Source organism: Desulfotomaculum defluvii (genome assembly GCF_054657375.1).
On the sequence record NZ_BAAHYV010000007.1, the window covers coordinates 303732 to 318832 of the forward strand.

The 15101-nt window shown below is 41.1% G+C and carries 13 protein-coding genes; 12 read left to right on the forward strand and 1 reads right to left on the reverse strand.

Annotation, left to right across the window (positions count from 1 at the left end; all coding sequences use genetic code 11):
• Positions 1-20: 20 nt before the first annotated feature.
• The 12 genes from ACYQ03_RS08555 (at position 21) to ACYQ03_RS08610 (ending at position 13904) form a co-directional block, all read left to right on the forward strand.
• Positions 21-1187: an iron-containing alcohol dehydrogenase gene (locus ACYQ03_RS08555; protein ID WP_459909222.1), complete on the forward strand. Its 1167-nt coding sequence runs from the start codon at positions 21-23 to the stop codon at positions 1185-1187.
• Positions 1188-1395: 208 nt separating this feature from the next.
• On the forward strand, positions 1396-2562 hold the full coding sequence (locus ACYQ03_RS08560; protein ID WP_459909223.1) for an iron-containing alcohol dehydrogenase: 1167 nt from the start codon (positions 1396-1398) through the stop codon (positions 2560-2562).
• Positions 2563-2573: 11 nt separating this feature from the next.
• Complete coding sequence (locus ACYQ03_RS08565) at positions 2574-4247, forward strand: GAF domain-containing sensor histidine kinase (RefSeq protein ID WP_459909225.1); 1674 nt, start codon at positions 2574-2576, stop codon at positions 4245-4247.
• Positions 4247-5782 carry a sigma-54-dependent transcriptional regulator gene (locus ACYQ03_RS08570; RefSeq protein ID WP_459909227.1) on the forward strand — a complete coding sequence of 512 codons (1536 nt, stop codon included), beginning with the start codon at positions 4247-4249 and terminating at the stop codon, positions 5780-5782. Before ACYQ03_RS08565 ends, ACYQ03_RS08570 begins: the two co-directional genes overlap by 1 nt.
• Positions 5783-6243: 461 nt before the next feature.
• Positions 6244-7971, forward strand: a complete 1728-nt coding sequence (locus ACYQ03_RS08575) for an aldehyde ferredoxin oxidoreductase family protein (RefSeq protein ID WP_459909229.1) — start codon at positions 6244-6246, stop codon at positions 7969-7971.
• Between the two features lie 151 nt (positions 7972-8122).
• Positions 8123-8410 carry a MoaD/ThiS family protein gene (locus tag ACYQ03_RS08580; RefSeq protein ID WP_459909230.1) on the forward strand — a complete coding sequence of 96 codons (288 nt, stop codon included), beginning with the start codon at positions 8123-8125 and terminating at the stop codon, positions 8408-8410.
• 75 nt (positions 8411-8485) lie between these two features.
• Positions 8486-8722, forward strand: a complete 237-nt coding sequence (locus tag ACYQ03_RS08585) for a MoaD/ThiS family protein (protein ID WP_459909231.1) — start codon at positions 8486-8488, stop codon at positions 8720-8722.
• Positions 8723-9042: 320 nt separating this feature from the next.
• Positions 9043-10020 carry a GTP 3',8-cyclase MoaA gene (gene moaA, locus ACYQ03_RS08590; protein WP_459909232.1) on the forward strand — a complete coding sequence of 326 codons (978 nt, stop codon included), beginning with the start codon at positions 9043-9045 and terminating at the stop codon, positions 10018-10020.
• 6 nt (positions 10021-10026) lie between these two features.
• The gene (gene moaC, locus ACYQ03_RS08595; RefSeq protein ID WP_459909234.1) at positions 10027-10521 is read left to right on the forward strand and encodes a cyclic pyranopterin monophosphate synthase MoaC; all 495 of its coding nucleotides are present in this window, start codon (positions 10027-10029) and stop codon (positions 10519-10521) included.
• Positions 10509-10940, forward strand: coding sequence for an MOSC domain-containing protein (locus ACYQ03_RS08600; RefSeq protein ID WP_459909236.1), 432 nt, complete (start codon positions 10509-10511; stop codon positions 10938-10940). Before moaC ends, ACYQ03_RS08600 begins: the two co-directional genes overlap by 13 nt.
• Positions 10927-12210, forward strand: a complete 1284-nt coding sequence (gene mobB, locus ACYQ03_RS08605) for a molybdopterin-guanine dinucleotide biosynthesis protein B (RefSeq protein ID WP_459909238.1) — start codon at positions 10927-10929, stop codon at positions 12208-12210. The genes ACYQ03_RS08600 and mobB overlap by 14 nt, the downstream gene beginning before the upstream one ends.
• Positions 12211-12323: 113 nt before the next feature.
• Positions 12324-13904 carry a methyl-accepting chemotaxis protein gene (locus tag ACYQ03_RS08610; RefSeq protein WP_459909239.1) on the forward strand — a complete coding sequence of 527 codons (1581 nt, stop codon included), beginning with the start codon at positions 12324-12326 and terminating at the stop codon, positions 13902-13904.
• A 530-nt stretch (positions 13905-14434) separates the two neighbouring features.
• On the opposite strand, the gene ACYQ03_RS08615 is transcribed toward ACYQ03_RS08610, so the two are convergent.
• Positions 14435-15028, reverse strand: a complete 594-nt coding sequence (locus tag ACYQ03_RS08615; RefSeq protein ID WP_459909240.1) for a hypothetical protein — start codon at positions 15026-15028, stop codon at positions 14435-14437.
• Positions 15029-15101: the final 73 nt, after the last annotated feature.

Sequence of the window (15101 nt, forward strand, 5' to 3'; positions counted from 1 at the left end):
ATTAAGGAGGAGTCACAATTATGGCAGTTGGAGAACAAGTATTTGGTTATTTTATCCCTACAGTTAACCTCATGGGTGTAGGAGCTCACAAGGAAATTCCTGATCAAGTAAAAGTTATGGGCGGCTCCAATGTTTTGATTGTTACCGATGCTTTCCTAGGACGTCCCGGTGGAATGGCTGAAGATATTAAAGCACTGTTAGAAGCTCAAGGTACCAAGGTGGCTATTTATGCTGGCGCAGAACCAAACCCAACCGATGTGAATGTTCATGATGGTCTGAAAGTTTATCAAGAGTGCGGTGCTGATATGATCCTATCTCTTGGTGGTGGTAGTTCCCACGACTGTGCTAAGGGTATTGGTATCGTTGCTACTAATGGTGGCCACATCCGTGACTATGAAGGAATTAACAAGAGCACCAAGGCAATGCCACCTTTTATAGCAGTGAACACCACCGCTGGTACCGCTTCTGAAATGACTCGTTTCTGCATTATTACCAATACTAGCAACCATGTAAAAATGGCAATTGTTGACTGGCGCTGCACACCCAACGTTGCTATTAATGACCCCTTATTAATGGTAGGTATGCCCCCAGCACTGACAGCTGCCACTGGTATGGATGCTTTGACCCACGCTGTTGAGGCTTATGTTTCCACCGCAGCTACTCCTGTGACTGACTCTGCGGCTTTAATGGCTATGAAGTTGATTTCCCAGAATCTGCGTGCTGCCGTTGCAAACGGTGAAAATATGGAAGCCCGTGACAAAATGGCTTATGCTGAGTTCCTCGCTGGTATGGCCTTTAATAACGCTTCCCTAGGTTATGTTCACGCTATGGCTCACCAACTAGGTGGTTTCTATAATCTACCTCACGGCGTATGCAATGCGATTCTGTTACCCCATGTAGAAGCTTTTAACCTGATCGCTTCTCCCGAACGTTTTGTTGATATTGCAGTTGCAATGGGTGAAAATGTAGAAGGTCTGTCTGTTCGCGAAGCTGCCGACAAGGCCCTGTCTGCTATCCAAAAATTGTCTGCCGACGTAGGAATTCCTTCCGGCTTAACTGAGCTGGGCGTTAAGGAAGAAGATCTCGAGATCATGGCTACTAATGCTATGAAAGATGCTTGCAGCTTCACTAACCCCAGAAAAGCCACTCTAAAAGATATCATTGGTATTTTCAAAGCTGCTCTGTAGTAGTAACTTGCCATTAACAATGCCATCTAAGCCCCATTAATATAGTTTATCAGGTGGATATATTGTCCACCTGATTTTTTGTTTGCAGGGATGCAACTGAACATGTACAATGTTTATATAATAGTCATTAGCCATTAGTCATTAGCTATTAGCATAAAAGTTAAAGGCTAAAGGCTAATGACTAAAAGCTAATGGGGGTGTTTTGCCCATGCTGAAAAACGGTTTGCTTCAAATAAGTAAATTTGTGGCACCAGAAGTAATTTTTGGACTAGGGGCCTTAAGTCAGGTGGGTGAAAGTGCAGCCCGTTTAGGTATAAAGAAGGCTTTTTTGGTTAGTGATCATGGTGTGATGGAAACTGGTTGGGTAAATAAAGCCTTAAGTTTTATACAAGAAGTAGGTATTGGTACTGAAATTTGGTGTGATGTAACTACCAACCCTAAGGATTCTGAAGTTGCCAATGGGGTCAAACACTATTTAAATAGCGAATGTGATGGTATTATCGCTGTGGGTGGAGGTAGTCCCATTGATGTAGCAAAGGCCATTGCCATTTTAGCCACCAACGGTGGTCAAATAAAGGATTATGAGGGTGTAAATAAGATAACCAGCCCCTTGCCTCCAATGGTCATAGTTGCCAGTACTGGTGGGGCTGGTTCAGAGGTTTCACAATTTTCCATGATTGTAGATAGGGAAAGAAAATCTAAGATGGCCATTATCTCTAAATCATTGGTGCCAGATATTGCCATTGTGGATCCCGTTTTATTGCAATCAAAAAGTGCTAGACTGACCGCAGCCACTGGTGTGGATGCATTGAGCCATGCTATTGAGGCCTATGTTTCTCTGGCAGCAACGCCCCTTACGGATGTTCACGCCCTGTCTGCCATTCGTTTAATCTCTTTGAATCTTAGGGAATCAGTTGCCAGTAAAACTAATCTTGAGGCTAAATCTGCCATGGCAATGGCAAGTCTTCAGGCAGGCTTGGCTTTTTCCAACGCCATTTTGGGTGCCACCCACGCTATGACTCATCAAGTGGACGGGCTGCTGGACTTGCACCATGGAGAAACAAATGGTATCCTTTTGCCATATGTAATGGAATTTAATTTGATTTCCTGTGGTGAAAAGTTTGCCAATATTGCCAAGGCCATGGGAGTACAAACTGATGGTTTTGATAAATGGAAAGCAGCAGATAAGGGTATCTGTGCTGTACGTAAATTGTTCCGAGATATAGGTATACCCAATAAATTAGCTCAGGTGGGTATGAAAGAAGAGTATATACCAAAACTAAGTGCCAATGCCCTAAAGGATACATGCTTGGTAACCAATCCCAGGGATTGTTGTTCAGAGCAAATAGAAGCTTTATACCGTAGAGCCCTTTAAGGGAGGTAACTATGTTTGAAGATAAATTAACTGTAATACAAAATCTAACAGGGGTTAATTCTTCTAAATTAAATTATTATTTAGAAGTGCAACGATCCAATGAGCAAATAAAAATTCAGATCAATAGATTAGAAATTCTACATCAGTTAATTAAGGATATTAACATAGATATGTCTCTAGCTGATATAGTAGAGCGGGTTTATAATAAACTCCCACAGGCAGTTCCATGCTGTTTTTTAGGATTGGCCCTGTCTGAAAATGATGAACTTATTATGACTGCTGCTACACCAGTTAGTGACTGTGTCGGACTACCTATTTTAGTCACTTCTGTGCTTTGGCAATCCTATAGTCAGTGTGAACGTCTTCTGATTAATATGGATAGTAACCAAGAGGAATTTAGTCCATTGGTAAATGGAAATGATCCTGTGGGAAGTTTGGGACTAAAGTCTGTAGCCATTGTTCCATTGATGGTAAGAAGTCAAGTGATTGGGGCTCTCATTGTAGGTGATAAACAAGCATCGGCCTACGGTATATCTGAGCTGAAATTTATCGAACAAATGGCAGATCAGTTAGCTATTTGCATTGAGAATGCCCGTTTGTATAAAGAAATTTCCAAAGGTAAGCAAGAATGGGAAGCAACCTTTAAGGCAGTAACAGACCCGATCTTTCTTATAGATAAAAATTATAAGGTATTAAGACATAATTTGCAGAATGAAAAGTTTTTAGGCCTACCTGAATATCCTCGGAATGATTTGAAATGTTTCCGTGTTATCTGGCATAGGGATGCTCCCTGTGAAAACTGTCCCCTTGAAGAGGTTTATCAAACAGGCCGGGGTGCTTATCGTCAAATTCAGAATGAGGGGGCTATTTTTGACACTTTTTACTACCCTATGACAGAGACAAATGGAGAAATCTATTCTGTTATATTACATGTTAAGGATGTTACAGAAAAAGAAAAAATGGAAGCTCAGTTAATGCATTCGGCAAAACTGGCTGCAATTGGGGAGATGGCTGCAGGTGTCGCCCACGAGCTTAATAGCCCCATGACAGTGATCATTGGTACTGCACAAATGATGCAGAGAGATATGGGGAAAGCAGACCATCGTTCGGAATGGTTAGATGATATAATTAGCTGTGGTATGCGTTGTAAGAAAATAATTCAAAACCTACTTTCCTACTCCCGCCAAGGTAATTTTAATTTGGTTGAAACTGACATTAATCAACAGGTGGAAAAGGTATTAAGCTTAATTCATTATCAAATAAATCGTAACAATATCAATATTATCCAAAACCTAGACTATGATACTCCCTGTATTCTAGCAAATGGGCACCAACTTCAACAGGTTTTGATTAATCTGCTGCTTAATGCTAGGGATGCATTGGAGGAAAACACAGGCGAAAAGAATATCTGGATTTCTACTTCAGTAGAAATTGATCAGGATATGGAATGGGTTGTTCTTATAGTGCGTGATAATGGATGTGGTATTGGGCCGGAAGGTTTAAATAAAATTTTTAACCCCTTCTTTACCAGTAAAGAAACAAGTAAAGGAACTGGCCTGGGACTTTCTGTTAGTTTAGGAATTGCCCAATCTCATGGGGGAACCATTAAGGTCGAGAGTCAGCTAGGGGAAGGCAGTACTTTTAAATTTATGCTGCCTTTAAAGCAAACAGGAGGTGAGGCCTAATGAAGAATCACCCTGGTATCTTAATCATTGATGATGAGCAATCTGTAGGGACTTTTTTTAGCAGACTCTTAGGGTCTAAGGGTTATCGGATTGGTGTTGCGTCTTCAGGCGCCCAAGCCCATCAGTTGATAGCTAAAGAAAATTACGACGTAGCCATGGTGGATATGAAGCTGCCTGATGCCGATGGCCTTAGTCTTCTACAGCATATTAAAAATGTCCAACCCCAATGTGAAGTTGTTATTATGACTGGTTATAGTACCACTCGAACTGCAGTAAAAGCCATACAATATGGTGCCTTTGACTATATAGAAAAGCCCTTTGATGACATTGCTTTGATAGAAAAGTTAATTGAAAAGGCAATACACTTTGGGAAAACGGTTGAGCAAACTGGTAATGATTCCTATAGCTGGAGCCAAGTCGCTGAGAAAATTGGTTTTCAGGTAGGCAGAACACCTCAGATGATAAAACTAATGTCCATTGCAGAAAGAATTGCGGCAAAGGATATTAACGTATTAATACATGGTGAAACTGGTACTGGTAAGGAAGTCTTAGCTAGTTTCGTACATGCTGCAAGTCAGCGGAGCGAGAGACCTTTTCTAGCTATCAACTGCGGTGCCCTTCCAGAGAATTTGCTGGAAAGTGAACTTTTTGGTCATGAAAGAGGTTCCTTCACCGGAGCTAGCGTACAACGTAAAGGGATCTTTGAATTAGCCAACAACGGAACCCTCTTTTTAGATGAAATAGGGGAAGCAAGCTTAGCCATTCAAGTTAAACTATTGCGGGTTTTAGAAACGGGTGAATTTCTAAGAGTAGGCGGTGAAAAACCCGTCAAAACCAATGTGAGGATTATTGCAGCAACAAACGTAGATTTAGAAGAGGCTGTCAGTCAAAAGCAATTCCGAGAGGATTTGTTTTATCGTTTAGATGTAATTCGCTTAGTTCTTCCACCTTTAAGGGAGAGAAAGGAAGATATTCCTCAACTTATCGAACATTTTGTAAATCGCTTTTGGGAAAAAAATGATGGTCCTGTTCCAACCTTTTCACCATCCTGCATCGAAGCGATGATGAACTATCACTGGCCTGGTAATATCCGGGAATTGGCCAATTCGGTTGAACAAGCCCTAGCTTTATGTGATAGTCTAGTTGTTCTGCCCGAACATTTATCTGGAAAAATAAACGGTAAATTTTTTAATCAAGATCACAATGTTAAATTGGATCTATCTAAGCAAGGAGATAAAGTAACAACTGATATTTTAAATACTAACTATGAAGATTTAGATCAACTGGACGAGGAGACTTTAGTAGATCTTTATCGAAAGATTGACACTCTTTACCGGGCTATACATCGTACCATGGGAAAAAAAGGTATTACCACAGTGTTTCCTTTGTCAATTAACGAGATAGAAGCCAGGGCTATTGAAGAAACATTAGATTTTTTTAATGGTAATGTCAGCATGAGTGCTAGAGCTTTAGGTATTGGCCGCAATACACTGTATCGTAAGGCTAAAGAATATAATATAAACATCATTAGTTAAGGACAAAAAACGACAGGGTACTTGCATAATGAAATCCCTGTCGTTTTTTGTGTTTTGTTATGACACAAATGATCTTATGCGAAACAATTCTCTGTACTAAAATAGGACGTTTTACCCATTTTTTACAGTTCTGCAGTTGGTATGTATTTTGCGTTAGTTCGAATTGAGAATAGTTAGGCTAGAGTATTTTTTTTAAAAAAAGAAAAAAGAAAGAAGGAATTAATAGTTTGATGGCGAACTAACAAACTATAAGAAAAATTCAGATTTAATTTAAAATTGGCATTTTAAATCTATAGTCTATTTTACGCTTCCGATTTATTAATCTCCCACCGGGAATTAGTAAACGGGGTGCGATGAGTAATTGTCGTGCCTGCCATTGTGCAAAGGAAGGGGTGCCCTAGGGCATCCCTTTTTATATTCATCAGAATGTCAAAAAATACCAGCAGGGGGGTATATTTATTATGACCAAACTTTTCCGTGTCAACATGACAACCAAAGAAGCCAAAATTGAAGAACTTCCTCAGAAGTATATTGGTTTGGCTGGCCGCGCCCTAACTTCAAGTTTTGTACTGGATGAAGTAGAACCCAAGTGTCATCCCCTAGGACCCAACAACAAACTGATTTTTGCCCCGGGTTTATTGGGTGGAACCAACTGTGCAAACTCTGGTCGTTTGTCCGTAGGAAGTAAGAGTCCCTTAACTGGCGGTATTAAAGAAAGTAACTCTGGTGGTACCGCAGCTCAGAAGTTAGCTAAAATGGGTATTGCAGGTGTAGTAGTTGAAGGAATGCCTGAAGATGATAAATTCTATGTAATTAAAGTAACAGTAAACGGTGCTTTTGTTGAAGAAGCTCCAGCAGAAATTATTGGCAAAGGCAACTACGAAGCAATCCGCGTTTTAAGTGAAAAATATGGTGCAAAAGTTGGTGTAATGATCATTGGTCCCGCTGGTGAAATGAAACTAACTTCTGCCAACATTTCTGTGAAAGACCCCGAAGGCAATATCCGCAGTGCTGGTCGGGGTGGTTTAGGTGCTGTTATGGGCTCCAAAAAAGTAAAGGCCATCGTTATCGATGACGCCGGTGCCCAAGGTGTACCTATTGCAGATCCTGAATCTTTTAAAGCTGCAGCTAAGCGCTTTGCTAAAGGACTAATGGATCATCCAGTTACAGGTCAAGGCTTACCTGGTTTTGGTACCAACGTACTGGTGAATATTCTGAATGAAGCTGGTGGCCTGCCTACCAAAAACTTCCGTGCCGGTCGCAACGAATGGGCTAACAACATCAGTGGTGAGACCATGAGTGCCACTATTGAAGCCCGTGGCGGTAAAGTATCTCACGGTTGTCATGCTGGTTGTGTTATTCGCTGCTCCCAACATTATCATGATAAAGAAGGTAAATATCTTACCAGCGGTTTTGAATATGAGACCATTTGGGCTCTTGGTGCCAATGCTTGCATTGATAATCTGGATGCCATTGCTGAGTGTGACCGTCTGATGGATGATATTGGTATCGACAGTATTGAAACTTCCGTAACTGTAGGTGTAGCAATGGAAGCTGGTATTATTCCTTGGGGAGATGCTGCAGCTTCAATCGATCTGATCAAACAAATTGGCCAAGGAACTCCTCTAGGCCGTATTATCGGTAGCGGTGCTGCCTTTACTGGTCAAGCCTTCGGCGTAGCTAGGGTTCCCGTTGTTAAGAAACAAGCAATTCCTGCTTATGATCCCCGTGCGGTTAAGGGCGTTGGCTTAACCTATGCCACAACTCCCATGGGTGCGGACCACACTGCAGGGTATGCGGTTGCTACCAACATCCTTAAAGTCGGTGGTTTCGTAGATCCCCTCGCCAAGGGTGGTCAGGTAGAACTCTCTCGTAACTTGCAAATCGCCACTGCGGCTGTTGATAGTACTGGCCTTTGCTTGTTTGTAGCCTTCTGCATTTTAGATAATCCAGATGCATTCCAGGCTATCATCGATATGCTTAACGCTCAATACGGTTTAACTTTGACCGCAGATGACGTTACAGAATTGGGTAAAACTGTACTACGTGCTGAACGTAAATTTAACGAGCTGGCTGGTTTTACCAAAGCCGATGACCGTTTGCCAGAATTCTTCAAAGAAGAATGCCCTCCTCACAACACAACATGGGATTTCACTGAAGAAGAGGTTGACGAGGTATTTAACTTCTAATCTGCCGAACTTGCTAAAAGGAGCTGGGCTAATACCTAGCTCCTTTTAATTAGCATAACGGAAAGTTGAGTTTTCAACATGCCTTAGGTTAGAATTAAAATATTTTTATCTCTTATAATTCTTTTATATAATAGTCTAAGGGGGGAGTGAAATGGGGAAAATCGAATTAAGGGCTTTTGGGCCTTTGCAAAAGATTTTGTTGGATAAAGGGCATCCATTTCCAACCATAGTTGAGTTTGAAGGTAATACTATTACTGGCTATGATATAATAGATAAATTAAGCATTGACAAAAAACAGGTTGAAGCAGTATTTATTAACGGTGTGGTAGAAGGTTTATCCCATGCTATTTCTTCGGGAGATAGAGTTGCACTTTTACCTCCGGGGACTCCAGGACCCTATCGTGTATTTCTTGGTATTATTCAAAAGAAAGAAACCTAGGTTATATTATTGTCATTGCATTGGCAATATTTTGCGAAGAACATGTGATATAATCACAATAAGAGGTGACCAAGCATGCAGATTGAAATAAGGGCATATACTGGCTTGGAAAAACATACAGGAACTCGTTACGGTGAAAAGATTCTTGTAAATATTGATGAAAGTACTACTGCTCGGGATATCGTTAAACAACTTAATATCCCTGAGGAAGAAGTTTTTAGTATATTAATCAATGGCTTGCACAAAACCCTTGACACAATCTTGCAAGATGGTGATCGGGTAGCACTTTTTCCACCAGTTGGCGGGGGTTAAATTTTTATGGGTAGGAGTAAGACACACTTCTACCCCTGCTTAGAGGTTCGTTATGTATAAGAAAGCATACCCTTTTGGACCATAATTTAATAATTATGGATTTAATAAATATAAAATTGTAACACGGAGGAAGTCTTAGGGTAAAAACCTGAAATAACAGTGGTTTGATAGTTACAATGGTTACCCCTTGATTCAATAAAAAGTACCACCAATTACCAACAGAAGATCTTTTTAGGAAATTTAAAAGCAAGATGCCTTTAAGTAAACTTATTTAATTAGCAAGTAAGTGGCATAGTTTGGATTAATAGGGGGCGGACGAAATGATTGACAAATATAATAGAAACATAAATTATCTGCGCATTTCCGTAACAGACCGCTGTAACTTGCGCTGCGTTTACTGTATGCCTCCAGAAGGGGTGAAAAATACCCCCCATCAGGAAATACTAAGTTTAGAGGAATTTGCCCGGGTGGTGGATGCTGCCTCCGATATTGGAATTCGAAAAGTCCGCATCACTGGTGGAGAGCCCCTGGTGAGAAAAAATATTGTAGACTTATTTAAAAAGATTTCAGCCAATCCAAGGATTGATGATATTTCTCTGACCACCAACGGTGTACTCTTTGCAGATATGGCAGAGGATTTAAAGCAGGCCGGATTAAATCGCGTTAACTTTAGTTTGGACAGCCTAAACCCAGATACCTTCAGAAATATCACTCGGATCGGCAATTATGATGATGTTTGGCATGGTATTGAAAAAGCCTTGGCCTTGGAGCTTTATCCGGTAAAATTAAATGTTGTGGCTGTACGGGGTGTCAATGACCATGAATTTGTAGATTTTGCCCGACTTACTAAAGATATGCCCATCCATGTTCGTTTTATTGAATTAATGCCTATAGGGGAGTGCAATCCTTGGGCAGTTGACAACTTTATCTCAGCTGATGAGGTTTTAATGCGTATACAGCAAGAATTTGCCCCTCTGGAAACTGAGGTAAAGGTGACTGGAAGCGGTCCAGCCAAATATTACCGCCTACCTGGGGCTAAGGGAACCATTGGTTTTATTACTGCCATAAGTGAACATTTCTGCGCTGGTTGTAATCGGCTGCGACTTACTGCCAATGGGCAGTTACGCCCATGTCTTTATGGTCAACAAGAATTTGATTTAAAAACTCCCTTAAGGGAGGGTGCCGATAGGCAAGAATTAGCAAGACTTATTGCCAAGGCAATTCGATATAAACCCAGCCAACACCATATGGAAGAGGGTTGGACAGACCAACGAGTTATGAGTCAGATTGGAGGATAAAGCACCGTGTCAGAGCTCACACATTTTGATGCCAGTGGAAATGCCCGTATGGTTGATATAACCGAAAAAGCTGAAACCCAGCGACTGGCCGAGGTAAGAGGGGAAGTTTCCATGGCACCGGCTACTCTGAAATTAATACAACAGGGTGGCATGGCCAAGGGAGATGTCCTTGGTGTAGCTAGAGTTGCTGGGATCATGGCAGCCAAAAGCACACCTGGTTTAATTCCGATGGCCCATCCAATTATGATTACAGGCGTTAATATTGACTTTAAAATAGCACCTCCGAATCGGGTGGAAATCCGGGGTATTGTGAAGACTGGTGGTAAAACAGGTGTAGAAATGGAAGCCCTTACTGCAGTAAGTGTGGCAGCACTTACCATTTATGATATGTGCAAAGCCGTGGACAAAGGGATGGTTATCCAAAACATTCGCCTAGTCAGTAAAAGTGGTGGCAAAAGCGGTGACTTCATTCGGGAGGGAGAACAACAATGGGAAAAGTAGTAGCTGTTTGCACCAGCCCTAAAAAGGGCATGAGGAAGAAAAACGTCGGGGAAGCTATGCTGGTAGTTGAGCATGGCATCGAAGGTGATGCACATGTTGGAGAATGGCATCGACAGGTTAGCTTATTGGCATTGGAAAGCATTGAAAAAATGCGTCAAATGGGCTTAAAGGTAGGACCAGGGGACTTTGCAGAAAACTTAACCACTGAAGATATTGATCTAGTATCATTACCCATTGGAACTAAATTAAAGATTGGTGAAAATGCCCTAGGTGAGGTAACGCAAATTGGTAAAGAGTGCCATACTCGCTGTGCCATTTATCATCAGGCAGGCGATTGTGTTATGCCTAAGGAAGGCATTTTTATTAGAGTTCTTCAAGGAGGTACCGTAAAGGTAGGGGATACCATTGAAATTCAGTGATACCAAAAATGTGCCACCTGTTATTTCACTGGTGGGTAGTTCAAACTCTGGCAAGACTACCTTTTTGGAAAAACTCTTGCATCAGTTAAAGAATAGAGGATACAGGGTAGGTACTGTAAAGCACCACCGGGGTACCTTTGAACTAGATATAGAAGGAAAAGATACCTGGCGGCATAGACAAGCCGGAGCTGAAATGGTAGCCTTGTCTACACCCACTGGTTTTGGGCTGATAAAGAATCTAGATCAAGAAATGTCCTTAGCAGAAATACTTCACTACTTTTCCGGGCTGGATTTAGTTATTGTTGAAGGTTATAAAAGGGGTTCCCAACCAAAGATTGAATTGGCACGGGCTGAGGTTGCCAATGGACTGGTGTTACCCACCGAGGAACTGTTAGCAGTGATCAGTGATTTACCTTTAGATTTAGATATACCTCTTTTTGACCTAAATGATATCACTGGTGTGGCCAAGCTTATAGAGAACAAGTTCCTACAACTTAAGAAAAAGACTGCACCCTCATCTCTTTCTGCTCAACAGAAAGAGCGCTATAACCGCAATATTATGCTGCCGGGGGTGGGAGAAGAGGGGCAGCTTAAATTACTAAACTCTTCGGTGCTAGTGGTAGGAACTGGTGGTCTAGGTTCCCCAGTGATCTATTATTTGGCTGCTGCTGGCATCGGTCGATTGGGTTTAGCCGATGCAGATGTGGTCGATTATTCAAATCTGCAGAGACAAATTGTCCACTCCACCCCGGATATTGGACGTTTAAAGGTAGAATCTGCCCGAGAAAAGTTGTCTTGGATCAATCCCGATACGGAGATAATAACTTATCCCTACCGTATCAACGATGAAAATATTTTGGAACTACTGGATCAATATGATATCGTGGTGGATGCCACAGACAATCTAGAAAGCCGCTATGTTTTAAACAAGGCTTGCATTACTAAGGAAAAACCTTTTATTTATGGTGGTGTTCTTTCGATGGTAGGTCAGGCAATGACAATTTTGCCTGGCAAGGGACCTTGTTTTCGCTGTATTTTTCGGCAGCAACCCACCAAGGGTTCTGTAAAAGGCACCGCAGAGGTAGGTATTCTCGGATCGGTGGCTGGTATCATCGGTTCTATCCAGGCCACTGAGGCAGTAAAGTTCTTGCTAGGAAAAGAAGACCTGTTGGTGGGGCGAATGCTTACTATGGATGCACTATCTATGTCCTTTGTGGATGTAGAGGTTAAAAGAGATCTAAACTGTCCTGAGTGCGGTCAATTAATATAAAAATTCTACGGAGAAAACCTGGCTAAGGCCAGGTTTTTGATATAAAGAAAACAAGAAAAATGTCGAATTATATAAGTAGGACTAATTATATTTGCAGCTAGGGGGAAGTAACAATGAATAAAATGACCGTCAGGATGAGGCTCTTTGTTTCTTATGGCTTATTAATTGGGCTAATTATCTGTCTTGGTTTGTATGCAAGTTTTATCATGAGTAAAATTAACAGTAAATCACAGGAAATAGTCGATTACTGGTTGGCTGGAATTCAGCATGCTGAGGAAATTAATGCCATGATTTCAGATATCCGGGCCAGTGAATTCAGACATATCCTTGCTAAAAATGTTAACGAAATGAAAGAAATGGAAGAAAGTATAGCGAAAAACCAAAGGGCAATCAACGAAAACTTAGCTGCCTATGAAAAATCCATTGCCAGTAATCAGGATCGTAATTTATATACTGTTTTAAAATCTGAACTAAAAAACTACATAGATACCAGTAATAAACTTTTGGAATTAAGCCGCAGTGGTCAGAAAGAAGAAGCATTGAAAGTTATCAAAGGTGAGTCCTTAACTTTTTATGATGCTGCTATGGTTTCCTCCAGAGAGATTGTCAAATATAATCAGGAGAATAGTGTTAAGGCCAGTGATGAAGGGAACGAGCTCCGTCATCAATCAATTCTCATGCTAACTATGGCAATACTGCTAGCAATAGGTTTGAGTATTGCGGCAGTATTATACATTGCCCGCAGTATAAATGTACCACTTAGTGAGATTGAGGAAAGTGCAAACAAATTAGCCCAAGGGGATATGGCTATAGGGGATATAAAAATTCGCAGAGAAGATGAAATAGGTCATCTGGCACAGGCTTTTAACACAATGAAGAATAACATTAATAATATTTTGAACCACCTGACCGAAACTGCCAACAATTTAGCTGCTGTTTCCACAGGACTTAATGAACAAGCCCAGCAAACCGCTGCCGGTACTACGGAAACTGCCACTACCATGAATGAAATAGCAGCAACGGTGGAACAGTTGAGTAGCAATGTGCAGGAGGTTTCTTTAGTATCAGAAACCACAGCCAAGTATGCCAATGCAGGAAATGAAGGGCTAAATAAAGTAAATTATCAAATCCAGTCCATTACTAATTCAACCAGTCAAGTATCACAGGTTGTTTATCAATTAAGCCAAAAGACCTTGGAAATTGGTAATATTGTCAATATTATTACAGGTATTGCTGATCAAACTAATCTACTGGCTTTAAATGCTGCCATAGAGGCTGCTAGGGCAGGAGAACAGGGACGGGGTTTTGCAGTGGTGGCAGAAGAGGTCAGAAAATTAGCAGAGAAATCTGCCGCAGCTACCAAAGATATTGCCAGATTAATCAAGGACATACAGAATGAAACCCAACTGGCTGTGGAGAAAATTGATAAGGATAATCAAGAAGTGACAACTGGTAGTGCGGTGATTCAGGATGTAAGCCATACATTCCAAGAAATAATAATTTCTGTGCAGAGGTTAACTTCAGAGATTCATCACATTGCCTCAGCTACACAGCAAATGTCTGCAGGTATTCAAAACGTTGCAGCGTCCACCGAAGAACAAACTGCTGCTATGGAGGAAGTTACAAATACTGCTAATTCCTTAAACATATTATCTGATGAGTTAAGGGATTTGGTTGGTCAATTTAAAAGATAATATATACCCCAGGTTACAGTTTAAAATATCTTCATAAGGAGTATATTTTATGTGTTGCCTGGGGTTAATTATTTACAAACAAAGAAACCCAGGTCCATTAGCCTGGGTAAAATAATAATTGTATTATAATAGTAAACAATGTACTTTTGTTAATACAATATTGATTATTTCTTGCTATCAATAAGCTGTTTTTTTGGTTTTTCTTTGCTAGGTTTATTATCACGAATTTTTTGTAAAAAGACCAGGTCGTATAACCGAAAAAGGCTAGCACTATTTTTCACTTTCCCGGACATATAACCACCCCCGATGATTTTACTCCCTTAATACAGGTTAGCATAGCTAGGGGGTTGTCGCAAGGGCGACAACTAAAAAACCATTATTTAAAATAGTATTACTTTTTTAAATAATCTATAAATATCAATTCTAGACTATTAGTGTTAGTGGTTTTAATTAAGTGAAATTAAGATATAGTGACTATACAAAAAGAGAAATCCCAATGGGACTTCTTTAATTTCAATAAGTTGTTACCCTTAATTGCCGAAGGGTCTCTTATTAATGGTAATAAATGGCCCGCGGCCCCCCGGAGGTAATATTCTAGGTAAGGAAGAAAGGGGAGGAGTCTTTTTCCTTTGAGGAGATACCGGCGGGGGGTGGGGCTCCGGTTGTGAAGGAATATCAGGTGGATAAGATGCTCCCGGTTGGTCTGGACCCGGGGCCACCGGGACCTCTGGTGGCGTTGGCTGCTCTCCTGGAACTGGAGGTTGCTCAGAACCCAGTTCAGAGGATGGATCGTTGTAGCCACCAGGCCACTTTGGGAAAGGTCCTTTATGAGGGATGGAGCCGTTAAGGTTTTCCGGTGGGTGTCTGGGAGCGTGAACCACTGTTATACTATTGTATATGCGTTCATCTTCGCTTACCAGTTCACCATTTTGATAGGTTCGGTGCCGGATTTCCACCCTAGGAATATAAGCTGATACCTCTGCGGGAACACTAAGGCTGGATAGACGACACAAACGAATTCCAGCACCTTCGACTACCAGGTCAACATGGTCATTCTGGTAGCAATGACATGGATCAGGAACATGTAGTTGACGTTTTTTTCTAACCAATTTATACTGAGCCATAGTAGCCACCCCAAAGGTAAATTATTCCTTTGCTAATATATTATGGAGATTAATAGAAAAGGTTACATGATAT